This window comes from Candidatus Mycoplasma haematobovis (genome assembly GCF_001645765.1).
In the GTDB taxonomy this organism is placed as follows: Bacteria; Bacillota_I; Bacilli_A; order Mycoplasmatales; family Mycoplasmoidaceae; genus Eperythrozoon_B; species Eperythrozoon_B haematobovis.
Genome location: NZ_LWUJ01000014.1, coordinates 1 through 21,959, shown reverse-complemented (window position 1 = coordinate 21,959; position 21,959 = coordinate 1). Strand labels below are relative to the sequence as shown.

Annotated in this window: 39 protein-coding genes; 19 read left to right on the top strand and 20 right to left on the bottom strand. The window is 31.5% G+C overall.

The window, feature by feature from the left end:
* Position 1: 1 nt before the first annotated feature.
* The 11 genes from A6V39_RS05440 to A6V39_RS05390 all read right to left on the bottom strand — a co-directional run bounded on the left by A6V39_RS05440 (position 2) and on the right by A6V39_RS05390 (position 6,528).
* Complete coding sequence (locus tag A6V39_RS05440; protein ID WP_187150663.1) at positions 2–625, bottom strand: hypothetical protein; 624 nt, start codon at positions 623–625, stop codon at positions 2–4.
* Between the two features lie 12 nt (positions 626–637).
* Positions 638–952, bottom strand: coding sequence for a hypothetical protein (locus tag A6V39_RS05435; protein WP_187150662.1), 315 nt, complete (start codon positions 950–952; stop codon positions 638–640).
* Positions 953–1,048: 96 nt separating this feature from the next.
* Complete coding sequence (locus A6V39_RS05430; protein ID WP_187150661.1) at positions 1,049–1,261, bottom strand: hypothetical protein; 213 nt, start codon at positions 1,259–1,261, stop codon at positions 1,049–1,051.
* A 6-nt stretch (positions 1,262–1,267) separates the two neighbouring features.
* The gene (locus tag A6V39_RS05425) at positions 1,268–1,888 is read right to left on the bottom strand and encodes a hypothetical protein (RefSeq protein ID WP_187150660.1); all 621 of its coding nucleotides are present in this window, start codon (positions 1,886–1,888) and stop codon (positions 1,268–1,270) included.
* A gap of 2 nt (positions 1,889–1,890) precedes the next feature.
* A complete protein-coding gene (locus tag A6V39_RS05420; protein ID WP_187150659.1) occupies positions 1,891–2,970 on the bottom strand; it encodes an ICP22 family protein in 1,080 nt (359 codons plus the stop codon).
* Positions 2,971–3,025: 55 nt separating this feature from the next.
* Positions 3,026–3,487 carry a hypothetical protein gene (locus tag A6V39_RS05415; RefSeq protein WP_187150658.1) on the bottom strand — a complete coding sequence of 154 codons (462 nt, stop codon included), beginning with the start codon at positions 3,485–3,487 and terminating at the stop codon, positions 3,026–3,028.
* A gap of 3 nt (positions 3,488–3,490) precedes the next feature.
* Positions 3,491–4,522: a hypothetical protein gene (locus tag A6V39_RS05410; RefSeq protein WP_187150657.1), complete on the bottom strand. Its 1,032-nt coding sequence runs from the start codon at positions 4,520–4,522 to the stop codon at positions 3,491–3,493.
* A 228-nt stretch (positions 4,523–4,750) separates the two neighbouring features.
* On the bottom strand, positions 4,751–4,918 hold the full coding sequence (locus A6V39_RS05405; protein ID WP_187150656.1) for a hypothetical protein: 168 nt from the start codon (positions 4,916–4,918) through the stop codon (positions 4,751–4,753).
* A gap of 6 nt (positions 4,919–4,924) precedes the next feature.
* Positions 4,925–5,185 carry a hypothetical protein gene (locus A6V39_RS05400; protein ID WP_187150655.1) on the bottom strand — a complete coding sequence of 87 codons (261 nt, stop codon included), beginning with the start codon at positions 5,183–5,185 and terminating at the stop codon, positions 4,925–4,927.
* Between the two features lie 59 nt (positions 5,186–5,244).
* Positions 5,245–5,895 (bottom strand): hypothetical protein, encoded by a 651-nt coding sequence (locus A6V39_RS05395; RefSeq protein ID WP_187150654.1) that lies wholly within the window; start codon positions 5,893–5,895, stop codon positions 5,245–5,247.
* Positions 5,896–5,907: 12 nt separating this feature from the next.
* Positions 5,908–6,528, bottom strand: coding sequence for a hypothetical protein (locus A6V39_RS05390; protein WP_187150653.1), 621 nt, complete (start codon positions 6,526–6,528; stop codon positions 5,908–5,910).
* A 42-nt stretch (positions 6,529–6,570) separates the two neighbouring features.
* On the opposite strand from A6V39_RS05390, the gene A6V39_RS05385 reads away from it, so the two are divergent.
* Together A6V39_RS05385 and A6V39_RS05380 are read left to right on the top strand one after the other, a co-directional pair.
* A complete protein-coding gene (locus tag A6V39_RS05385; protein ID WP_187150652.1) occupies positions 6,571–7,041 on the top strand; it encodes a hypothetical protein in 471 nt (156 codons plus the stop codon).
* Positions 7,031–7,684, top strand: coding sequence for a hypothetical protein (locus A6V39_RS05380; RefSeq protein ID WP_187150651.1), 654 nt, complete (start codon positions 7,031–7,033; stop codon positions 7,682–7,684). Before A6V39_RS05385 ends, A6V39_RS05380 begins: the two co-directional genes overlap by 11 nt.
* Here the strand turns inward: A6V39_RS05380 and A6V39_RS05375 are convergent.
* Positions 7,674–8,303 (bottom strand): hypothetical protein, encoded by a 630-nt coding sequence (locus A6V39_RS05375; RefSeq protein WP_187150650.1) that lies wholly within the window; start codon positions 8,301–8,303, stop codon positions 7,674–7,676. The genes A6V39_RS05380 and A6V39_RS05375 overlap by 11 nt on opposite strands.
* Before the next feature lie 52 nt (positions 8,304–8,355).
* On the opposite strand from A6V39_RS05375, the gene A6V39_RS05370 reads away from it, so the two are divergent.
* Complete coding sequence (locus A6V39_RS05370) at positions 8,356–8,826, top strand: hypothetical protein (protein ID WP_187150649.1); 471 nt, start codon at positions 8,356–8,358, stop codon at positions 8,824–8,826.
* 232 nt (positions 8,827–9,058) lie between these two features.
* Entirely contained in the window at positions 9,059–9,643 is a 585-nt protein-coding gene (locus A6V39_RS05365; protein WP_187150648.1) for a hypothetical protein, read from the top strand.
* A 22-nt stretch (positions 9,644–9,665) separates the two neighbouring features.
* Here the strand turns inward: A6V39_RS05365 and A6V39_RS05360 are convergent, their stop codons facing one another.
* A complete protein-coding gene (locus A6V39_RS05360) occupies positions 9,666–10,181 on the bottom strand; it encodes a hypothetical protein (protein ID WP_187150647.1) in 516 nt (171 codons plus the stop codon).
* Between the two features lie 182 nt (positions 10,182–10,363).
* Between A6V39_RS05360 and A6V39_RS05355 the strand changes: the two genes are divergently transcribed.
* The 10 genes from A6V39_RS05355 to A6V39_RS05310 all read left to right on the top strand — a co-directional run bounded on the left by A6V39_RS05355 (position 10,364) and on the right by A6V39_RS05310 (position 15,495).
* Complete coding sequence (locus A6V39_RS05355; protein ID WP_187150646.1) at positions 10,364–10,822, top strand: hypothetical protein; 459 nt, start codon at positions 10,364–10,366, stop codon at positions 10,820–10,822.
* A complete protein-coding gene (locus A6V39_RS05350; RefSeq protein WP_187150645.1) occupies positions 10,815–11,435 on the top strand; it encodes a hypothetical protein in 621 nt (206 codons plus the stop codon). Before A6V39_RS05355 ends, A6V39_RS05350 begins: the two co-directional genes overlap by 8 nt.
* 2 nt (positions 11,436–11,437) lie before the next feature.
* Positions 11,438–11,923 carry a hypothetical protein gene (locus A6V39_RS05345; RefSeq protein WP_187150644.1) on the top strand — a complete coding sequence of 162 codons (486 nt, stop codon included), beginning with the start codon at positions 11,438–11,440 and terminating at the stop codon, positions 11,921–11,923.
* 31 nt (positions 11,924–11,954) lie between these two features.
* The gene (locus A6V39_RS05340) at positions 11,955–12,311 is read left to right on the top strand and encodes a hypothetical protein (RefSeq protein WP_187150643.1); all 357 of its coding nucleotides are present in this window, start codon (positions 11,955–11,957) and stop codon (positions 12,309–12,311) included.
* Entirely contained in the window at positions 12,311–12,943 is a 633-nt protein-coding gene (locus tag A6V39_RS05335) for a hypothetical protein (protein ID WP_187150642.1), read from the top strand. The genes A6V39_RS05340 and A6V39_RS05335 overlap by 1 nt, the downstream gene beginning before the upstream one ends.
* 12 nt (positions 12,944–12,955) lie before the next feature.
* Positions 12,956–13,588, top strand: a complete 633-nt coding sequence (locus A6V39_RS05330; RefSeq protein ID WP_187150641.1) for a hypothetical protein — start codon at positions 12,956–12,958, stop codon at positions 13,586–13,588.
* The gene (locus tag A6V39_RS05325) at positions 13,588–14,106 is read left to right on the top strand and encodes a hypothetical protein (RefSeq protein ID WP_187150640.1); all 519 of its coding nucleotides are present in this window, start codon (positions 13,588–13,590) and stop codon (positions 14,104–14,106) included. The genes A6V39_RS05330 and A6V39_RS05325 overlap by 1 nt, the downstream gene beginning before the upstream one ends.
* Before the next feature lie 52 nt (positions 14,107–14,158).
* Positions 14,159–14,386 (top strand): hypothetical protein, encoded by a 228-nt coding sequence (locus A6V39_RS05320; RefSeq protein WP_187150639.1) that lies wholly within the window; start codon positions 14,159–14,161, stop codon positions 14,384–14,386.
* Between the two features lie 69 nt (positions 14,387–14,455).
* A complete protein-coding gene (locus A6V39_RS05315) occupies positions 14,456–14,854 on the top strand; it encodes a hypothetical protein (RefSeq protein ID WP_187150638.1) in 399 nt (132 codons plus the stop codon).
* Entirely contained in the window at positions 14,854–15,495 is a 642-nt protein-coding gene (locus A6V39_RS05310; protein ID WP_187150637.1) for a hypothetical protein, read from the top strand. The genes A6V39_RS05315 and A6V39_RS05310 overlap by 1 nt, the downstream gene beginning before the upstream one ends.
* Before the next feature lie 40 nt (positions 15,496–15,535).
* Here the strand turns inward: A6V39_RS05310 and A6V39_RS05305 are convergent, their stop codons facing one another.
* Genes A6V39_RS05305 through A6V39_RS05290 form a run of 4 tightly spaced genes read right to left on the bottom strand, consistent with a single transcriptional unit; the run spans position 15,536 to position 16,922 of the window.
* Positions 15,536–15,766, bottom strand: a complete 231-nt coding sequence (locus A6V39_RS05305) for a hypothetical protein (protein ID WP_187150636.1) — start codon at positions 15,764–15,766, stop codon at positions 15,536–15,538.
* Between the two features lie 24 nt (positions 15,767–15,790).
* Positions 15,791–16,018 carry a hypothetical protein gene (locus A6V39_RS05300; RefSeq protein WP_187150635.1) on the bottom strand — a complete coding sequence of 76 codons (228 nt, stop codon included), beginning with the start codon at positions 16,016–16,018 and terminating at the stop codon, positions 15,791–15,793.
* A gap of 31 nt (positions 16,019–16,049) precedes the next feature.
* Positions 16,050–16,265 (bottom strand): hypothetical protein, encoded by a 216-nt coding sequence (locus A6V39_RS05295; RefSeq protein WP_187150634.1) that lies wholly within the window; start codon positions 16,263–16,265, stop codon positions 16,050–16,052.
* Positions 16,266–16,310: 45 nt separating this feature from the next.
* Entirely contained in the window at positions 16,311–16,922 is a 612-nt protein-coding gene (locus tag A6V39_RS05290; RefSeq protein WP_187150633.1) for a hypothetical protein, read from the bottom strand.
* Between the two features lie 31 nt (positions 16,923–16,953).
* Here A6V39_RS05290 and A6V39_RS05285 point away from each other — a divergent pair, with 31 nt between their 5' ends.
* Positions 16,954–17,391: a hypothetical protein gene (locus A6V39_RS05285; RefSeq protein WP_187150632.1), complete on the top strand. Its 438-nt coding sequence runs from the start codon at positions 16,954–16,956 to the stop codon at positions 17,389–17,391.
* Entirely contained in the window at positions 17,381–18,016 is a 636-nt protein-coding gene (locus A6V39_RS05280; RefSeq protein WP_187150631.1) for a hypothetical protein, read from the top strand. Before A6V39_RS05285 ends, A6V39_RS05280 begins: the two co-directional genes overlap by 11 nt.
* A gap of 340 nt (positions 18,017–18,356) precedes the next feature.
* Here the strand turns inward: A6V39_RS05280 and A6V39_RS05275 are convergent, their stop codons facing one another.
* Positions 18,357–18,749, bottom strand: coding sequence for a hypothetical protein (locus A6V39_RS05275; RefSeq protein WP_187150630.1), 393 nt, complete (start codon positions 18,747–18,749; stop codon positions 18,357–18,359).
* Positions 18,727–18,867 carry a hypothetical protein gene (locus tag A6V39_RS05270; protein ID WP_187150629.1) on the bottom strand — a complete coding sequence of 47 codons (141 nt, stop codon included), beginning with the start codon at positions 18,865–18,867 and terminating at the stop codon, positions 18,727–18,729. Before A6V39_RS05270 ends, A6V39_RS05275 begins: the two co-directional genes overlap by 23 nt.
* Before the next feature lie 100 nt (positions 18,868–18,967).
* Here A6V39_RS05270 and A6V39_RS05265 point away from each other — a divergent pair, with 100 nt between their 5' ends.
* Positions 18,968–19,639: a hypothetical protein gene (locus A6V39_RS05265; RefSeq protein ID WP_187150628.1), complete on the top strand. Its 672-nt coding sequence runs from the start codon at positions 18,968–18,970 to the stop codon at positions 19,637–19,639.
* Positions 19,640–19,647: 8 nt separating this feature from the next.
* Complete coding sequence (locus A6V39_RS05260; protein WP_187150627.1) at positions 19,648–20,301, top strand: hypothetical protein; 654 nt, start codon at positions 19,648–19,650, stop codon at positions 20,299–20,301.
* Between the two features lie 534 nt (positions 20,302–20,835).
* On the opposite strand, the gene A6V39_RS05255 is transcribed toward A6V39_RS05260, so the two are convergent.
* Positions 20,836–21,213 (bottom strand): hypothetical protein, encoded by a 378-nt coding sequence (locus A6V39_RS05255; protein ID WP_187150626.1) that lies wholly within the window; start codon positions 21,211–21,213, stop codon positions 20,836–20,838.
* A gap of 385 nt (positions 21,214–21,598) precedes the next feature.
* On the opposite strand from A6V39_RS05255, the gene A6V39_RS05250 reads away from it, so the two are divergent.
* Positions 21,599–21,959, top strand: a 361-nt coding sequence (locus tag A6V39_RS05250) for a restriction endonuclease subunit S (protein WP_187150625.1), incomplete at its 3' end; no start/stop codon positions are given.

Below are 21,959 nucleotides of genomic sequence, written 5' to 3'. Positions count from 1 at the left end.
ATTAATTTAAAGTTGTTTTTGAAGCTTTATTATCTTCTGCTATCTCTTCATCAGTTCAAAAACAAAACTCTCTTACTTTATGAGTTAACTCCTCTCCTTGCCATCTATATCTTTCCATACCATTAACGTGGCATCACTGTGCAATATCAAATTTATCTAATTCTTCTTTGTCTTTAACTTTTCCATATTGATCCTTAATAAATTGTTCAGAACTGTTTTTGTATTTTTTCAATTTCTTATCTCACTTTTCATTCACTATCTTAAATCCTTGACCTATCAAAACATCTTTGATATCTGCATGTAGCAAACATCAAAAAGAATAAGATCTATAAGTTGAATCTGTTGCGCCTAAGAAATAATCACTTCCTTTATTATCACATCATTCTTCAAGATCTTTTTCAAGTGTTACAGAAGTCTTCTTAATTCCGGCAATTAAATTATTATTTTTTTCTCCTCTGTATTCTTCTGCAATAAGATCTCATCGTTTATTTAATTGTCTACCAATAGAGGAATGCATTCCATATAAAGTAGCAGAAGTACCTCCTGTTAAAGCATAATATCCTCCTCCCAATCCTCCAATAACTACTGTTCCTCCTATTGCTTTTTGTGCAAGCTCTACAAACATATATGACAGTATCTATTTCTTCTTGTCACTTAAACATCAAGCTTTAACATTAGTTTCCGTTTTATGAGCATCTTCAACATAAACCTTTAAGTTAACAGCAGAATTACATCAATCTCTTAATTTTTCTCCTCCGTTTTGAGAATCCTTGGTTAATTTATCTCTATCAACACCAACATTTAAAGCCTCCAAAAATTTGTTATTTCCATTTAATTCTTTTGAAAATTCTGCAAATTTAGTTTGTCATGCTGTCCCTTCATGTAACTTATTCTCTAGCTTATCACCTAATAATCTTATTTTTGGAACTATACATCATGCTTTTGCATTCAAAAATGTCTTATCTTTATCATTTGAAAACCATTCTTTAACTTTTCCTTCACATCATTGCTTAATATTGCTTAAGTGTTGTGAATAATTAATGCTTGTTTATGATATTGCTGTCTTTAAATCGCTACTTTCTTTATTATTAAACAACACAATTTTGTAGTCCTCATCTTCACTTATTAGAGTTAATTTATCTTTTTGAAGCTTGTCTCCAATAGTAATCCAAGTTGATAAGTAAGCAACAGAACCTAAACCAGATAAAGTAGCAATACCTCCAGCAACCATACTAGCCTTTAAAGCAAAAGGAGTAGCCATAATCTATTAAGTAGGTTCTTTACAATATTCCTTTCCTGTTTTTAAATCTAATGATTGCTCTCCCAAATAAATAGACTCTCCAGTATCCTTGCACCATTTATTTAAATCAGTTCTAGCAGTTTCTTCTTTTGCTTTTTCAGCATGCTTAGTACCAATAATAATTAAAGAAGATGAAATGATTGTATCTCCCCTTTCGTTAATTTTCTTAATAACTTTTTCAGATTTATCTACAGATTCAAAATTACTAATTCAACCTGTACCAACTACATCTTTATTGTTCTTGGCACAATAATTTTTGAAATCTAAAAAATCTCCTTCCCCTTTACTAACAAAATCAGGAGCATAAAACTTTTCGCATGCTAGTTTCAATAAAGCTAAATCCTTTCTATTTTTTGCATTCTGTAATTCTGTCAAATGACCTGAAACATTACCATTTTCTAAAGCCTTTAATTTAGCGCTTCATAATTCATTATCTTCTCCAACTTTCAAAAATGCTTCTGAATAATCAGCAAAAGATTTTAGAGTTCCTTTATTACCTAAAGAATATTGATAACAACAATATACACCTCCACCAACTGCTACAGAAGAAGTAGCAACAATAATAGGTAGCTTTGCTTGTAAAGCCATAATTAACTATCAATCAAAGACATTAATTGACCAGCAACAGAAGATAATTGATCACCTAATTCGCTTCATTTTTTTATATCGTCCTCTGTAAATGTTTCTTTATTACCTGTTGAATCAATGCCATTAGAGTGTAAACCTGAAGAATGATCATCTGGACCTTTTTCAGAGGTTCCCTTGTCTTCAGGGCTTTCTTTACTATGAGAACCACCTACACTCTTCACGCCTCCATCTTCTGAGTTTTGAACAGATTTATCATCTTGACTTTGTTGTAATGCTTGTGAAGAAGCATCTTTAGACTCATTTTCTGATGGGCTTTTTGTTGATGAATCTCCTAATTCTTGTGAATTTGAATCTTCTTGATCAGGTTCATTTTCCACTTGTTTTGTAGACTCATTTTCGAAATCATTTTTCTGATCATTTAAATTCAATTCTTTTGAAGTTTCATCTGGTTTTTCTTGATCTGAAACACCTTCATTATTTTCGCCTTTATCTCCCTTAATTAAAGAAGTTGTTTCGCTACCGGAATCCGAATTTTCTTTAATTTCAATATCTGGTGCTTTTGGTATCATAGGAATTTGTAAAGAAGGGCCTTCATCTTCTGATAATTCGGAATCATCAGCATCACTTGAATTAGATTGATCTGTTGTTCTCTCTGGCTTATCATTCTTTGTTCCAAGTGGGTCTGTTTCTTTTTGATCTTTATTATCATTATGCTCTTGACCTTGTCCATGAGAAGGTGGGGCATCCTGCACAACTTGATCTAAATTTAATTTAGATAAATCGGGTGCAGGGCCTTTTGCATCACTAAAATCTCCTTTTTCTTTAAGTAATTGAGATAATTTCTCCGCTAATGCCTTGTCTAATATTGCTTGATTTTTTCCACTACCATCTTTAGAGTAGAAAAGTTCTTTATCTTCATATTTTTCATCAGGAATATTTAAATCACTAAGTTCTTGATCTAAGTCTTCTTCATTTTGAATCTTGTCTTTTTTGCTGAAGGATACTAAAGAAGTGGTTGCTATAGCTGCCGATGTTGCGGTGGCAACCGGCAACCCAATTTTGATAACTTTAATAACAGACATTATTTGTTAATTCTTTTAAATATGAAAGACAGATTACTTATTTTTACTTAAATAATTACTGACCTTTATTTCCTAATATTTTTGACAACATACCACTTAAAGGATTGCTGGGATTAAATCTCCGTTTGGATTTTTGTTGTTCTTGTTTTTCATCTTTTTTCTTTTCGTCTTCTGATTTCTCTCGAGAATCTGATTTATTTTCATCTCCTTTATCCTCTTCTTCCTTTCTGTCATCAGAATCTTTCTCTTCTTTATCATCTGTTTGTTCATCTTTTTCAGAATCTAAAGATTCAGGTTGTTTCTCGTCAGGCGGAGCTTCTTCTGGGGGTTCCTCTGGAATAACTAATTCATCTTTAAAGTTAGTAACGTGAATATCTTCTTTAGCTTCAACTTTCAATATTTCAGAAGTTAAAGGAGTTTCTGAAGTAAGTAACTTAACGGTTATTACTATCGAAGAAGCAACAACAGCTACTGGAAATAATAGCTTTAATTTACTGAAAATTACTGAAAGATTCACAAACTAAATATTTATTAAAGCTTGCAATTCATCAACAACTGAAGATATTTCTGCTTCCACACTACTTCATCTCTTAATATCTTCGTCAGTTAAATTTTGTCTATTACCAGAAGAATCTGTTCCTTCATTTAATGAATTATCCCCATTTGAAGATCTTCCATCACCATTAAAGTCTGGGCCCTTTGGAGCACCTTCTGATTCGCCATTTTTTCCACTTCCATCATTCACTTCATTTTGTTCTTGTTGTCTAACTTGTGCTCCTAATTCTGAATTATTTGGTGTTCCTATATCGTTAGTAGAATCCGTTTCAAGTCCCGGTTTTGCTTCGTTTTGGTCCAAGTTATCACCACTATCCGCACTACTTAAAGAGGAGGAAGCAACTTTAGTACGATTCTCTTCATCCCCTGATGAAAGATCTTGTTGTTGATCTTGGCTACCTAATCCTTCTGGTTGTGACAATTTTTCGGACAAAGTGGGTTCGACTCCTTTTTGCTCTCCTCCGACTGAAGCAGGCTCTGTAGATTCATTTTCTGTGTTTTGACCTTTAATAACATCATCTACATTACCTTTTAGTTGATCTACTGAATCAGATAAATTAGCTGGTTTTTGTAACTCCGCACTTCCTTGTTCATATCCGCTACCTACATCATTAGGAATTTGTTGCGGTCTTTTTTCTGTTGATTTTTCTAAATCAAGATTTGTTGGAGATTTTACGACTGGATCTGGGACACCAACAGCATCTAAATTTTCTGGAAGTTTTACGTCTTTATTGGATTTATCAAGGCTATCTAAACTTCCTCGCTCTTTAAGTAACTGAGCTAACTTCTCTGCAGTTTCTGGATCCAATACTTTATGATTCTTTCCTGTTCCATCCTCAGAATAGAACAATTTTACATCTTGATACTTTTCATCTGGTAGCTTTAAATCATCAATTGATTTATCTAAGTCTTCTTCTTTTGAAAGCGTATCTTTTTTTCTAAAGGATACTAAAGAAGTAGTTGCTATAGCTGCTGATGTTGCGGTGGCAACCGGCAACCGGCAACCCAATTTTGATAACTTTAATAATAGACATTATTTATTAATTCTTTTAAGAAAATAAATACACTTAATAACCTTACTTTGTACTAATGTCCTTATTTGTTAACTCTGTCACTGCCATAATCTACTGATCTACTTTGATCAAAAGTACAATAGTTAACTACTTCTTTAATTGTTTTTACTTTCATATCTTCCATAAAGCTCAATAGCTATAGAGTCAGTAGTTTAAATCTTACTAAAATCGACGAATTTTTTATTTGGATATTCGTTGCCAATTAAGTCTTGAACGCTATGATCTACAGAACAGTACTCTATTAATTTTGATACATACTCTCCAGTTACACCATTTATTTTTTCACCTAATGTTTGAGACTGCTTAATAAAGCTGTTCATAGCAGGTTACAAATCACTTAAAAGTTCTTGCTTTAATTTTTCAGCGATGCCTAATAGATTACCTAAAATCCTTGGATATTTAATTAATGCTACCTTTCAACAAGTTTCTGAATATCTTTCACAAGCATATTTGCCTTTATTATCTAATAAATATTTATTTCAAGCATTTCTTCACTTCTCACTATAGAACGAAATAAAGCTAGATATTACTTTCTTTTCTGAATTGTATTGCTTAATTAATTCAACTATCTTATTACCTAATGACAACCTTAGAGACAGTAATTATTTCCATTAGAGTGTTAATATGCCTTCACCTTATATAGTACTTACTTTCCTGATTTGTCTGAACAATAGTCTCTTGCTACTTCAACAAATTTATTAAATAATCTTGATGTTGTTGGAGCCCCAGCAACATCCCTACAAGAAGTCTTAATCGCCTTCACTTTTTCATCTTTGTTATCTCTTAACTTCTTAAGCGATTCCGGTGCATTTGAAGAATCTAATAACCTATCTGCATTGGCCGCTCATTTATCATCATATGCTTTGTTACTCAATGAATAATCCATAAACTTAAATCCTTGTTTCTCTAATGTTTTTTCTATTGTTACAGGCACAACACAAAATCTTCTGGAAGTATCTCTACTCTTAGAAGATAAATCGCCGCCTAATGTTAACCTCCTACAACCTCCTCTTATTTGCTCGCCTATAACTTCATCACTTGCATTTGGATCTGTAACTTCTTCAATCCTTTCTTTAAAGTCATCTTTTTCTCTTTCGAGAGCTTTCTTGTATGCCGCTACTAATTTCTTTAAATCACTAACACTGGCTTTTTCAATACCAGTAAATCCTGCTCTATCCAATACTTCTGATACACTTGACGCTTCTCCTTTGGGAATTAAGAAATATATGTAAGCACCGGTTCCTAAAGAACCACAACAAGTGTAAATTTGACTAAATTTTGCTCAAGAAAAAGCCATAATAACTAGCTATTACTGAATGCTTTCTATTGTTGCTCCTTGTTCTGTACATCAAGCTTCAACAAGTTTGTAAGTTTCTTCTCCAACTAAGAAATCCTCTTTAGATTTATCTGAACATCATCTCTTAATGTTGTCTTTGTCATCATTCTTAGCAGCACTTCACTCTCCTTCTAGTCCTAATTTACTTCTTACAGAATTGCTTGTTTTCCTTTTCTCTATAGTCTTTGTTCATTTACTATCAACATCGCTACCAGTCTGACCTATCAATAATTTTCGATTTTTTCTCACTAATTGACTACTAATATCTCTAATTCCACATCATTTCTTAACATTCTCTAAATCTTTCACACTAGTGCTAGGTGAACCATATTTAGATTCACATCATTGTCTAAGAGCAGTTGCATCAGCGTTACTGCCTAATTTTTCCTTAATAGCTACTTCGTCTGATTTAAATTCTGCCTCCCATTGACTATTACTATTAGCAACGGAAGGAATAAATTTAAAGTTTTCACTACTTAATTTCTCTTTAATTGTTGGTGCTCTTAATAACTCTTTGCCTCCAAAGTAAACACCAGTCCCTAAAGAACCTAGTGCCACAGTGCCACCAACTATCTTTAGAGGTAAAGTACTCATATTTTTCTACTTATAAGTTACAAAGCTTGTATTTAATCAAGTATGACAATTTCTCCATCACTAATCACTAACATATCTTTAGGTAGTATTGGATTAGCCACTGTTGGTGGTGTAGTTTATGGTAGTTATGAATTACTTAAACACGATCCAAGAGAAGTCAAAGAGTTTTTACAAGTAAAGAAGCGAGCTTTGTTATCTACCAATGGAAACGATGATGAACAAGCTTGAAAAGATAATTGATCTAAATACATAATTAATAATACTCCCAAACCAGCAACCCCTTCTGAAGTAGGCGATTCTGCAATTTCACAACCTTCATCAGCTCCTAAAGAAACTAAAAAAGATGTTTGGGATTTGGAGGGTTGAGAGAAACATAAATCAAAATCAGATACAGTTCCTACTATTTTCAAAACAACTTGTGAACAAAAATCTAAAGAAAAAGTTAATGGTATTTGAGCTGATACATTCAAACAAGTGGTAGACTATTGTACTAAGGAAATAGATGGGGACTAGTTTAGTAGCAAAGGTAGTGGCAAATTTGATTGGTGCCACTGCAATAGCTACTGGTGGTTACTTTACTTATGATTACTTAACTAAAGAATATATTCAAAATAATTTCAAAAAGAATGAAATACATTTATTAACTGATACTGATTATGAATCAGAATGACTAAAAAGATGAAAAGAATATGTTGAAAACAGAGATAATAAATGAAAAATAAAGGATTATCCAACAGATAGTACTAATCTAAATAAAGTACCAAAAGACTTTAAAGAAACTTGCTTTAATAAAGCAAAAGATAGATCAGATAATCTACAAAACTTAGATGATGTTAAGAAATGATGTACTAAATCTTTCAAAATTGCAACCTTATTAGAAACGGAAGAATTAGTTGAATTTATTACTGGAGATAATCAAGAGCCTGCTTGAAAAGAGGCCTGAAATAAATATTTAAGTGATGACAAACATTGAAACTCAAATTTCTTAAATATTAATAATTTTGAAAATGCTAAGAAAACTCCCAATAACTTACCAACTGATTACAAAACAAAATGTGAAATACTCAAAGAAACAGAAGTAAGAAATAAAGATGAATCTGATTACTATACAGTTAAGACTTGATGTACTAAATTAAAGACAAAAACTAACCTGTAACCGTTTTAGAAGCGCCCTCAACTGTACATCAATCTTCAATTACTGTATAAGTTTCTTTAGTATTAGCTAAATAATCAGCTTTACCTTTCTCACCACATAATCTCTTAAATTCAGTCATTTCATCCCTATTATCAGTAGGTCACTCGCCCTTCAAACCTAACTTAGTCCTATTTGTTTTGTCTGTTTTTCGTTTATTGTAGGTTGCTGTTCACTGCCTATTCTGCTCTTCTGTTGTTCCATCCAAATTAACTAAAAATTTTTTGTTTTTTCTTGCTAACTGATTACTGATTGATCTTATTCCGCATCATTTCTTAACATTATCTATATCTGACTTATGCTTTTCGAAATTTGAAGACATCATTGCTTCACATTTTTCTCTTAACTTATCACCACTATTAACTTTGTCTCCTCATGTTTTCTTAATATTTTCGCTATCTGATTCAAACTCTAAATTCCACTGATCAGAATTACTAAGATCAATAAATTTAAAATTCTCCTTTGCTAATTGTTCTTTAATAGTAGTTCCTCTAAATAACTCTTTAGCCCCAAAATAAGCACCGGTTCCAATAGTGCTTAGTGCTAAAGTACCTACAGCTATCTTTGGTAATAAAGGATTCATATTCCTTACTTATATTTACAAAAAAGTAGAATACAAGAAAATAACAAATTAAATGTCCTCATCACTAATCACTAATTTATCTCTTAGTGGTATTGGATTAACAACTATTGGTGGGATAATAGGTGGAGGTTATTACTTACTTAAAGACGATCCAAGACCAATTACTAAATTTCTTGATGTAAAGAAAAGAACTTTGTTATCACTTACTGATTCTTCAGATGATATTCATTGAAAAACTAATTGAGGTAAATATATAGATAGATTTAATCCTCCTCCAAAGCCTAAACCACTCAAGCCAAAAGATTCACAAGCACCTACAGAACCCGATCCTGTTCCAGAATCAATTAAAGATGTTTGAAGTTTAAGTGATTGAGACCAGAAGAAAGGTGATAAAGAAAAGGTTCCGCAAACCTTTAAAGATGCTTGTTCGACTAAATCTAAAGAGAATGTTCCTGGTATTTGAAGTGCTAAATTTAAAGAAGTAGAAGAATATTGTACAAAAGCAACTCCAGAAGATCTTTAATTTACTTAATTATTAATTGTTTCTTTAAATAATTAAGTTTATTGCATGTCATTAGGTAAAAAAGCTGTTTTTTCTTGATTAGGTTTAACTTCCATTATTGTTACAGGTGCTACTGAGACGGCCTTAAGTCAGAAGAAAGGAAGAAAGTATTGAATTAATTGATAAAGAAGAGCCAAACTATCCTAAATACTGCAAAATACTGGCAACCAGTGAAGATAATATTTATGAGCTTTTGATTTGTTATGACCTTAATAAAAATAGTCCTTTAAATTGAAGAGGACAATATTACGAAAATTCTTTTCGTCTTTTAAATAAAGAAGTTTTTGAAATTCGTCAACTGGATGAGCTTCGTTCAGAAACTAGAAAATGAAATACCGTAGTAGGAAAATCAGGTAATTATGATTGAATTCCTTACACTTCATGACTATATGACCATAGAGATAGTCCGATAGCAGTTAATCAGAGTAGCATTAGTTTTGATTTTGATAATCTTCTTACAAAGGAATACGATTATCAAACAAGAAACGAAAAGAAAGTAATATCAAAAATGTCATTTCCATATCCTGGTGGTTGTGGAGTATGAGGACTGGACTATCGTTGTAAAAAATGATTGCCTAAACCTTTAAAGACTGATCCAAATGACAGGATACTAAAAAAATTCGTTCAAGATTCTAATTATGAAATAATTCTAGAAGATGTTGAACGTTCAGAAGATTGGGGGCGCTGAAATAGCGGACCTTATGGTTATTATGAAAGTTTTAGGTGTGAACCAATGGAAAGCCCTCTAGGTTCAAGAGTTACTTTAAAGTGTCAATAACAATTTTTTTAAAGATATTTAATTAGGGTCTTACATCTACTTTAGCACCTTCTTCAGTGCATCAATTTTCTATTGCTGTATAGATGACATTATCTTTAACTAAGAAATCAGAATTACCTTTTTCGCGACAAAGCGCTTTAACTCTTTCAATTTCATTTTGATCAGTAGATGGTCATGTTCCTGAAAGGCCTAAAGTTGCTCTACTTGTTTGATTTTCCTTTCTCTTATTGTAAGTTGCTGTTCATTTACCTGTTAAAGTTCCAGCATCTTCTTTTGAATTAACCAAAAATTTCTTGCCTTTTCTCTCTAACTGACTACTAATTGATCTTATTCCACATCATTTTTTTACATTCTCAATATCTTCTTTATTCTTTTCAGAATCTGAAGACATAACCTTACCGCACTTAGTCTTTAAAGTTTCCCCATCCTTAATTTCAGTACCTCAAGTTGCTTGGATTTTTGCGCTATCTGATTCAAATTCAGCAGTTCACTGTGCTGCATCATCAAAATTAATAAATTTAAATCCCTCGCCATTCAATTTTTCTTTAACACTAATGCCTTTAAATAACTCTTTAACTCCAAAATAAGCGCCGGTTCCAATAGTGCTTAGTGCTTAGTGCTAAAGTACCTACAGCTACCTTTGGTAATAAAGGATTCATACTCCTAACTTATAGCTATTCAAAAAAGATACAAGTTAAAGAATTTTAAAAAAATAAAGAAATGGCAATTCCTTCATCACTAATCACTAACATATCTTTAGGTAGTGTTGGATTAGCAACTGTTGGTGGTGTAGTTTATGGTAGTTATGAATTACTTAAGGATAATCCGAGACCCATATCTCAATTTTTAAGTGTTAAGAAGAAAGTAGCACTTTCGCAAACGGGCGATGAAGAGGCTTGAAAGACTAATTGAAAAAAATATTTAGATAAGTACAATCCTCCAAAAACCCCTCCTAAGGTAGTTGAACCTCCTGCTGATCCCGAACCTGCTCCGGAGCCTATTAAGAATGTTTGGGATTTGAAGGATTGAGACACAATAAAAGGAAAACCTACCGAAGTTCCTGCTGTATTTAAAGAAAAATGCAAATCAAAAGAAAATGAAAAAGTTGCTGGTATTTGAAAAGAAGAATTTAAGAATTTCTTAGATTACTGTACTAAAGATGATTTAAACGATGTCTAATACTTTAATTAAAGTTGGTGCAGGTATTGTTGGTATCAGTTCTGTAACTACAGGTAGTTACTTCATTAGAGGTTACTACAACACTGACAGAATAATTCACAGAATTAATAACTCTGGAATGACTTTACTTAATTATTCTGATCCAGAGGCGGAGTGAGCGAAAAGATGAAAAGATTATGTCGAAAATTCGAATAATATATGAAAATTAACTGATTTTGATCAAACAAAAGGCAATAAAGATCAAGTTCCAAAGAGCTTTAAAGATAAATGTTATTACAGTACCGGCACAGCTATTGAGGGTAATAGAGGTTTATTAAGTCAAATAGAAAGATATTGTACTAAGTCTTTCAAAATTACTGATTTATTAGGACAAGAAAAAGGAATTACTTTACTTAAGAGAGAGGATGACCCAAAACTTTGAAAAGCAGCATGAGATAAATACTTTGAAAATAAGAAAAAAAATAACAAAGACCCATTAGATATTAAGCATTTTACAAATAATAATTTACCTGATAATTACAAAGAAAACTGCATTAAGAACGCAAATAGCGAAATAAGAACCAAGAGAGACGAAAAATATTCAATAGTTAAAAGTTGGTGTACTAAAGTCTAGTAATGGCAGTGCCAACAACAACTCATTTAACAATAACAGGAGTAGGCATTGCTTCTGCTGGTGGATTAGCTTATGGAGGTTATTTTGTATTCAAAGATAATCCAAGACCAGTTACTGAGTTACTGAAGAGCAAAAATAGAGTTTTCTTAAGAAACATTAAAGAAGATGAAAGTGCTTGAAATACTAGTTGACAACAATATATTCAAGCACATACTAAGACAGTAACAAATCCAGCTCCTGCTGAACCGCCTACTGCACCAAGAACTCCGGCAGCTCCAAAAGCACAATCCAGTACAATTATCGAAGAAATAGATATTTGAAAATTAACTGATTGAAAAGATCAGAAATCTAAAAAAGATAAAGTTCCAGATAGTTTCAAAAATAAATGTTTGGGTTGAGAAAGCGAAAAACTATCTGGTACTTGAACTACTGAATATCAAAATATTGAAAAATACTGTACTAAAGTAGCTCCTGCTGAAGATTCATAAAAATAACTATTACTTTTAGAAATATCAAATTATGTCTTTAGCAACAAAACTATTAGCATTTGGAGCCGGAGGTACAGTAGTTGCTGGCGGAACAGCAAGTGCTATTTATTTTGGCGCTAGAGATGTTTTGATTTCTGATTTACTAAAGGAAGATAATAAGAAAGAAATACTAGCTACAGGAGATAATTGAACTGATGCGTGAAATAAATATGTAGGTACTTCAGGAACCGAAAACAAATGAAATATTGATGGCGAAATAAAGAAAGCGACAATAAATAAAAACATAAAAACAGAATGTACCAAACGTCTAAATACTAGAGTCAAAAACAAAGAAGACCAAGACTATTTAGACTTTGTAGATTGATGTACTAAAACAAAGACACAATAATGCTTGGTACTACTATTAAAGTTGGAGCTGGTGTTGCAGTCCTAACTGCAGTATCCGCAAGTAGTTACTTTATTAGAGGTTACTACAATACAGAACGAATAACACACCGTATCACTAACGGTGGCATGACTTTACTTACTTCTTGAGATGATGACAAAGAATGATTGAAAAGATGAAAAGAATATTTAAATGGAGACAAAAATGTATGACAATTAGCTGATTATGCTCAAGCTAAAGCAAATAGTAATGTTGTTCCAAAGAGCTTCAAAAATAAGTGTTCAGATAGTGCTTATTTAGCTATCGAAGGAAATGAATCATTATTTTCACAAGTAAAGGATTATTGTACTAAGTCTTTCAAAATTACTGATTTACTAAAGGAAGAAAAAGTTACTTTATTAAAGCAAGGGGATAGCAATGATTTATGAAAAGCTGCTTGAGGCAAGTACTTAAACGACAACAAAAATAGTAACCCTCTTGAAATTGATAAATGAAATCTATCTATTACCAAGAACAAAAATAATTTACCTAGCGATTACAGTAGTAAATGCATAAATACTCAAGGCCGAGAAGTAAGAACCAAAAGAGATCAACATTTCATATCAGTCAAAAATTGATGTACCCAAATCAACTAATAAATTACTTCAATGTCTGGAACTGTAATCAAAATAGGAGCAGGTATAGCAGGATTAACAGCTGTATCTACTAGTAGTTATTTCATTAGAGGATACTACAACACGGAAAGAATTTCTCATCGTATTAGCAAAAGAGACCTAACTCTATTAAGTTCAAAAGATAGTGAAGAAGAATGGGCAAAAAGATGAAAAGAATATATCAAAGCCAATAATCCTTGAAAATTAACAGATTATGAACAAAACAAAAGCAATGAAAACAAAGCTCCCGATAATTTTAAAAATAAATGCTTAAATAGCACTGGCTTAGCTATTGAAGGACAAGAAACATTTGCAGCAGAATTTGAAAAATACTGTACTAAATCTTTCAAAGTTACTGATTTATTAAGTAGTAAAGAAAAAGGAATCACAATTTTGCAAGAAGGAGACGATGTAAATCTATGAAATTCTGCTTGAGAAAAGTATGTTAAAGATAATGAAGGCAAAAATCCTTTAACTATTGGTAATTGACCTTCTGTAAAAAGAAATACAAAACAACTACCTAGTGATTACAAAGAAAGGTGCAAAATAGTTAAAGGTATGGAAGTAAGAAACACAAGAGAGACAAACTATATATCAGTTAAAAATTGATGTACTAAGGCTCAATAATGGCATTACCAACAACAACTCATTTAACAATAACAGGAGTAGGAATTGCTTCTGCTGGTGGATTAGCTTATGGAGGTTATTTTGTATTCAAAGATAATCCGAGACCCGTTACTGAGTTACTGCAAAAACAAAAGAAAACATTTTTAGATAAGAATGCAGATAATGATAGTTGAAATGCAAACTGGAAAAAGTATGTGGATGACAATAGTACTACTAAAGTAACTGAAGAGCCTGCTTCTCAAGTCCCTCCTCCTCCAGCTACTCCACCAAGTACTAAAGCTGGGCAAACCCCAAGGACGACAAGAAGAACTGTGAAAACTATAAACAAAAAAGATATTTGAGGATTAGATGGTTGAAATCCGCAAGAAGTAAAGGATAATATTATTTTGAGTAGCTTTAAAGATAAATGTGAAGAATTTAAAGCCAGAAATGTATCTGGCACTTGAGATAGTGAGTATCAAAATATTGAAAAGTACTGTACTAAAGCGGTTCAATCAGAGGATGGAGAAGATACATAGTTAATTCAAAAAATTAGTTAATACGTCCCTATAAACAAAATTGTTAGTTGTCATGGCGGGAGGGGTAGTAATAGTTGGCGGAATCATAGGCGCTGTTCACTTAAGTAATAGAGAAACCCCAATTTCAGAGCTACTTAAGTCAGAAACCACAAAAGTAGTATTAGGTAACAATGGCGTGGATGAATTGAAGAGCGTGTCATGAAAAAATATTTTGGAAATACTATTAAAAATAAACAAAAATTTTGAATCAACTTGCAAATCAACAATTAATGAAAAGTAAGTAACAAAAATTCTCAAGAATAAAAAACTTTATTGAATGGTGTACAAGAAATAAATCAACATAATAATTATGCCAAGTTTATTAACTAATATATCAATAGGAGTTGGTGGGTTAGCTGTTGCGGGAGGTGTGGCTTACGGAGGATATGAAGTATTTAAAGACAAAACACAATCTATTACTGAATTACTGAAAAAAAATAATAAGACATTACTAACTGATCAATCTGGTGATGCTAGCGCTTGGAATACAAATTGAGGAAAATATATAGACACTAATAGCGCTGGAGAGTCTGCCAAAACTCCAAAAGAAACAGATATTTGAGGATTATCGGATTGATCTACACAAAAGAATACAAGAAATACTGCTCCAAATAGCTTCAAAAAAGAATGTGGAATTCGTGCAACAAAAAGAGTAATTAGTGACAAAGATGAAGCATACAAGGAAGTAGAAAATTATTGTTCTAAATAGTGGCACTTAAATTTAATTTAGGAGCAAAAATTGCTTTGGGAATTGGAAGTGCTACTACTGTAGGTGTCGGTGGTTATGTAGCTAATGAATATTTATCGGGAACTAAGATTACTGAATTACTTGAAAAAGATGAATTAGTTTTATTGGCTAAAGGAGGTGATGCTGGACAATGGACAAAAAGATGAAAAGAATATATTGATAAAGGCGATAATAAATGAAATTTAAGTAACTATGATACTAGCTCTAAAAATACAGGCTCAGCGCCAGAAAATTTTAAAGAAGCATGCACTTACAATTCCACAAAAAAGGTGAATGATAATCAAACAGATATTTACAAGGAAGTAGCAGAATTCTGTACTAAAGGCTTTGCCGTATCTGAATTAATAGGAAAGGAAGAAAAAATTCAATTGATAGCTGAAGGAGATTCTCAACACCAAAAATGAAAAGAGGCTTGAGGTAAATATTTTGACGAAGTTAAATCTTCTGACCCACTTAAACTTGGAAATTTAGAGAGTTCTGTAAGAACGACAGTTCCAAGCAATTACAAAACCAGATGTGATGAAGAAAAAGTTAAAGAAGTGAGAAATAAAAAGGATCCAACTTATTTAACAGTTAAATCTTGATGCACAACCAATAAATAATAAATTAGTTAAGTTTCAACTGCTAAGTAAATTCGAAAAATTAAAATCAATCCAGTGGATTAACATTTTCAGAGTTAGATCCAGAATTACCCTTATCTTTAAAACTAGCTCAAACCAAAGGATTATCAATTTTATTATCTTCCTTTTCTAGTGCTTCAGTTCTTGTTGATATTGAACTAGTATTTGAGGTAGAATAACTTACAACAGCTCCGGAAGAAGAAGCAACTAAAGCAGTAGTTGCAACCATCAATATCTTATTAGTTAAAGTCATTACTAACCATCTACTTATAAAAAATTAAAATCAATCATCATATGTTTCCTTGCCCATAGAAACACAAGGTCAGTTTGAGAAGTCATAACAACCATCTCCTTTGCTTTTTGGTACTGTTTCAGTATTGATTGGCTCTTTTATTTTTTCCGCAACTTTAATGTTGGTAGTTACCGAATAACTGATAACTGAACCAGCAGAGGAAGTAACTAAAGCAGTAGTCGCGATAGCAAGTATCTTATTATTTAAAGTCATATAGAATAAACTATCGTCTCAAAAAACAAAATTAGAATCAACTTAAATAGCTATCGGGTGTTTCTTTATATGAAAGTCAAGTTGAAAAATCTACGTGATTTTCAAACTTGACTGGAGTATCTAATTTATCTTCGTATTGTTGGGTTGTTGCAGATTTATTAAACATAGAATAACATATAACTGCACTAGTTGAAGAAGCAAAAACAGCCCCAGTTGCGACAGTAGATATTTTTTTAGCTATTGTCATTATTTTTGTCTATCTTATAACAAGGAATAACAAAAGAAAGAATAATTACTTAAATGTTGCTTGTGCTCCTTGTTCAGTACATCAAGCCTCAGTAACTTCGTAAGTCTCAACATTAGTAACTGAATAATCCACATTTACTTGCTTACCGCATCATTCTTTAACCTTTGCCAAACCTGCATTTTCATTATCTGGCCAAGACTCAGTTAATCCTACTTTTTTCATATCTGCTACATCCGTTCTTCTCTTACCATAAGTGGCAGTTCATTTAGCCTCAACATCTCTTGAATTATCAGCAACTAAAAACGTTTTCTTATTTCTTGACAACTGATTACTAATTGATCTTATTCCGCATCATTTCTTAGCTTTAACTAAATTTACATCTGAAGAAGAATTCAACATTTTTTGGCACTCCTGCTCAAGTTTATCTCCGCCTGTAACATGTGCTCCCAATTCTTGCTTAATAGTAGTCTCATCTGATTTAAATTCCAAATCCCACTGCGCTTTTTCTCCCATCTTAATAAACCTAAAGTTTGCTTTAGTCAATTTCTCCCTAAGTGTTTCTTCTCTTGTTCACTCCTTAACTCCAAAATAAGTACCTGTTCCCAAAGCGCTTAGTACTACAGTACTACCAATTGCTTTGGGTATTAATGGGTTCATATTGGCTATTACTTATAAAAGAAGTAAGAATATGTCATTATCTACTAACTTAGTTTTGAGTGGTATTGGATTAACTACTGTAGGAGGAATAATAACCGGAGGTTATATATTTCTTAAAGATAATCCAAGAAAAATTACTGAGTTTCTTAAAGTAAAGAAACGAATAATGCTGTCCAAAACAGAAGATGTTGATGCATGAAATAAGAATTGGGCAGAATACGTAAAAGATAATACTCCCAAACCACAACCAAGTGGAGATGGTGCTCAAGTGCAAGCGACAGTAGATGAATCAAAAAATAACTGAAACTTATCAAATTACATTGAGAAAAAGAAGAAGCCCAATGAAGCCCCAGATGAATTTAAAGATGAATGCATTAGTAGAGCAAACAAAGAAGTTTCGGGAATATGGCAAGATGAATTTAAAAAGGTAGAAAAATACTGTACAAAAGAAGAGACAGATGACAATTAATTCAAGTTTAGGAGCTAAAGTAGTTATTGGTTTAATTGGGGGAAGTACATTAGCTACTGGTAGCTACTTTATTTATGACAACATAACAAAAGAAAGAATCTCTGACCTTATTAATAAGAATGATTTAACTCTTCTTACTTCCAGTGATGACGACACAGAATGAGCCAAAAGATGAAAGGAATATGTTAATGACGGAAATGATAAATGAAAATTACCAAGCTATTTAACATCCAAGTCAAATTTAGATAAAGCTCCTCAGAATTTTAAAGACCATTGTTTAAATAACTATTCTTTAGCTTCTAAAGGTAATGAAAAGGGTATTTATCTAGACATAGAAAAATGGTGTACTAAATCTACAAAAATTTCAAAATTATTAGAGGGAAAAGTAATAGTACTACAAGAAACAGGGAATAATGAAACAGATTGAACTAATGCATGAAAAAGATATCGTTTAGATTACAAAACAAATAATTTATTAGAGATTGGTAGTTGAGACACAGCAAGTACAAAAGAAAATGAAGTTCCCTCTGATTACAAAACAAAATGTAAGGCTGCCCTAGAAAAAGAAGTAAAGAATAAAAAAGAAAAACTTTACTTGGCTGTAAAGAGTGGTTGCGCTAAATAATTTAAACTAGTTTCTTATTACTAACGCCAAAAATAAAAAAATTTTAAATATCCAAAGAAAGATTAACATCACTCTTAAACGGCCAATCTAAGAAACCTGAATACCTCGGAGTTTCTTCTTTTCTAATTTCTGACTTTGCGACTACTTGAACTTCCTTAGTAGTTGTCGAATAACTTGATAACTGATCCCGCAGAAGAAGTAATAACCTCTGCAGATGCGCCATCACCAATCTTTTGAATTAAAGTCATTATTAACTAATTAAAATTTTTTTTCTTGTAGCAATAAACTACAAACCATTTAAGAAATAAACAATAACCAAAAACAACTTAATAATAATTTACTACTGATTGACTCCCTCTTTAGTACATCAATCTTCAGTTAATTTAGCAATATTTTTCGTGGAAGCTAAATAATCTGAACCCTCCACTTTTTTGCATCATCCTTGAACAACTTTCAATCACTTTTCGTCGTCTGTTAATTTATCAACACCTAGTCTCAAGTGAGAGGTATCTGAATTTAAACGCATTCTTTGACTGTAAGTATTATTCCAATCTAAACCAACACCTTCAACTTTAGTAAAAAGAATTTTCTTTCTTCTTGCTATCTCATTACTAATTAACCTTATTCCACATCATTTCTTAACATTCTCTATATCTTTCTCAGAATCTGAATTTAATCACTTTTCACACTCTTTCTTTAATTTAGTACCATTATTCTTCTTGATCAGATTCAAACTCTAAATCTCGATGAGCAATATCATCTGATCTAATAGGTTTAAATCCCTTACTGACTAGCTTACCTTTAAATGTTGTAGGCTTTAATAATTCTTTAATTCCAAAATAAATAAGCATCAGCTCCTAAAGTGCTTAGTGCTACCGCCAATTATTTTTGGTATTAATGAACTCATATAAGTTTCATTCTTTTAAAAAACAAAACTATTATTTAATCTAAATGGCAATTAATTTAAGTATAGGAACAAAAGTGGTTGCGGGCGTTGCTGGTGCAGCTACTATAGCTACTGGAGGCTACTTAACAAATGAATATCTCTTAGGAACTAAGATTACTGAATTACTTAAAGAGGATGATTTAACTTTACTTACAAAAGAAGGAGAAAAAGTCCAATGAGGAAAAAGATGACAAGAATATGTAAAAAAAGGCAATAATAAATGAGCGTTATCAAGTTATCAAGCAAACACTAGCAAATCTGATGATGCTCCTGCGGACTTTAAAGATGCATGTATCTATAGATCTGCCAAAAGAATTAATATCACTAGTCAAAAAGATATCTACGATGAAATTGCAGAATTCTGTACTAAAGGCTTTACCGTATCCGAATTAATAGCAAAAGATGAAAGTATCCAACTAATATCCGCAAAAACAACTCCTTCAGATAACACAAAATGAAAGGCTGTTTGAAGTAAATATTTTGCAGAAGCCAAAACAGAAAATCCTTTAGGTCTTGCTTTAACTGGCGACATCAAAGCAGAAACTGTTCCTAATGACTATGGTACGCGATGTGAAGCAAAACAAGCAGAAGAAATAAAAAATAATAAAGATAAAGCATATTCAGTAGTTAAACAATGATGTACTGAAGCTAAAACTCCAGTTTCTAGGCCGGCATAATTCTTTAAATGAATCTTAGTCCAAGCATAGCAGCAAAATTAGCTATCGGATTAACAGGAGCTGCCGCTATTTCTACTGGTAGTTATGTAGCCTATGATCGACTTACAAAAGAAAGTATTTCAGAACTTATTAAGAAAGAAGACTTAAAATTGCTAAGTTCTAGTGATTCTGATACAGAGTGATTGAAAAGATGAAAAGAATATGTTGCAAAAGGAAATAACATATGAAGATTAGATAACTATACTGGAAAAACAACTAGCGAAAGCGATATTCCACAAAACTTTAAAGATACCTGCTATAGTAAAGCATCTGAAAGAACAACAGATAATAAATCTGATACTTATCAACAAGTTAAAGATTTATGTACTAAGTCTTTTTCCATTTCATCTTTAATAGGAGAAGAAAAAGATATCGTACTAATAAATGCAAATCAAGGAGATGCAAAATGAAACAAAGCTTGAAAAAATTACATCGCTAACATAAATAATAACAATGAATTAGGTCTTGATGATTGACCGACAATAAAAGAAAGTAACAGCCTAAATGCACCTAATGATTACAAAACAAAATGTGACAGCAAAAAACAAACAGAGGTAAAAAATACTAAAGATCCAACTTATTTAGCGGTTAAACAATGATGTACTGAAGCTAAATCTGATTAGGAATTAATGCAAATAAATAAGAACATTATTGGTGGCTTGCTAGGGGGGGGGTAACGGTTGCAGTTGCTTCTTTTGGAGGGATTAAAACAAAGGACGCTATAGATTGAAATCAAAAGGTCGTTCATTATGGAAACATAAATAAAATTATTAAAGCAAATAGGGGAGACTATTGAAAAAGCTTAGATTTACCAGAATACGAAAATAATAATTTATGACAAACAATTTATGCTAACAGAACAAAAAGCTTTGATCTTAAAAATAACAAAGAAGACTTCATAAAAAAATATCCAAATGCTTTATCATTTAGAGATTATTGCTACAAGGAGGCTGAGTCAGACCAACAATTAAGCCGATGCGGAGGAGACTCAGATTATAATTCATGATGCGAAGCATGTCTAATAGATAAAAGCATTTCTTAACATTAAAATTTCAATCTTAGCAACGGATATAAAAAATTTAAAATCAAAAACAGTCCCATAAGACTCATTAATAGCAATTAAAAATATTAATATTTTTCAAAAAATTTACTTAATGCTAGGTTGGACAAAAGGCTTTAATTTTCATTTGTTTAATTGTTTGCCTACATATATCGCTAAAACTATTATTAGTTCCTGAAAAATTAGTAAATTTTTCTTCAAGTATTCTTTTTAAATCTGGTTTTTTATTAACCATATCCTTCATTTCTTGATCGGTTCTACATCCATTTGGATTTGCATTACATAATTTTTTTAATTCTTCTTCCAATAAATCTAATCTTTGAGAATCATCGCCACTATTTCATTTTTCATTAAATTTATTTAGTTCAAACTCTTCTCTGAATTCTTCTTGTTCTGCTTTGTAAGATAAATAAGTAACGCCAGTTCCCAAAGCAACAATAATAAATCCAATAATTAAAGCTTTAAAATTAAACACTAATTGTTAATTTGTCCAATAAATCAATTCTACCTTTTAAATTTGCTTTTTCTCATTAACACACCAAGCAAAATTTAATGCCTTATGATTCCAAAAATAGGATAAATATTTTCAAAGAAATAAGTTACTAAAGCCATTTTTAGTTAATCTTTTTAAAAATCTTTAAAGCTGGAATCCTTTAATTTATGAATAAAAAAATATATTTGAATGTTGCAAATGAAATTACTATTAATAGTGTTAAATTAAACAAAATATTTCTTTAAATAAATAAAATTAATTATCATTTTTTAAAAAATTATTGTTGAGAACTCATTAAATAAGGCAATTTTAGATAGATTTAAATTATTGGCTGTTTATTATAAATTTGAGTAATTTTTTGACCTAATTGAATATTAAGTCTTTAACTTTAGGAGAAGTTTGTACGTTTTCAAAAGGATTTGGAGGCTTTAAAGCCTCAACATACAAAGAAACAGGAATTCCTATTCTTAGAGTGGCAAATATTGATAACTTTGAAATTAATGAAAAGAATTTAGTCTATATAGATGTTGAAGACTACTCTCAAGATTTAAATAAATACTTACTTAAGAAAAACGACTTAATTATTGCAAAGGATGCATCCATTGGGAAATTGGGAAAGATTAATATAGATAGAGAATTCCTATTTAACAGCCATATATTAAAGATAGAGCCTATATCTGACAAAGTCAATAGAGATTATCTTTATCATTTCCTAATTTCCAAATCCA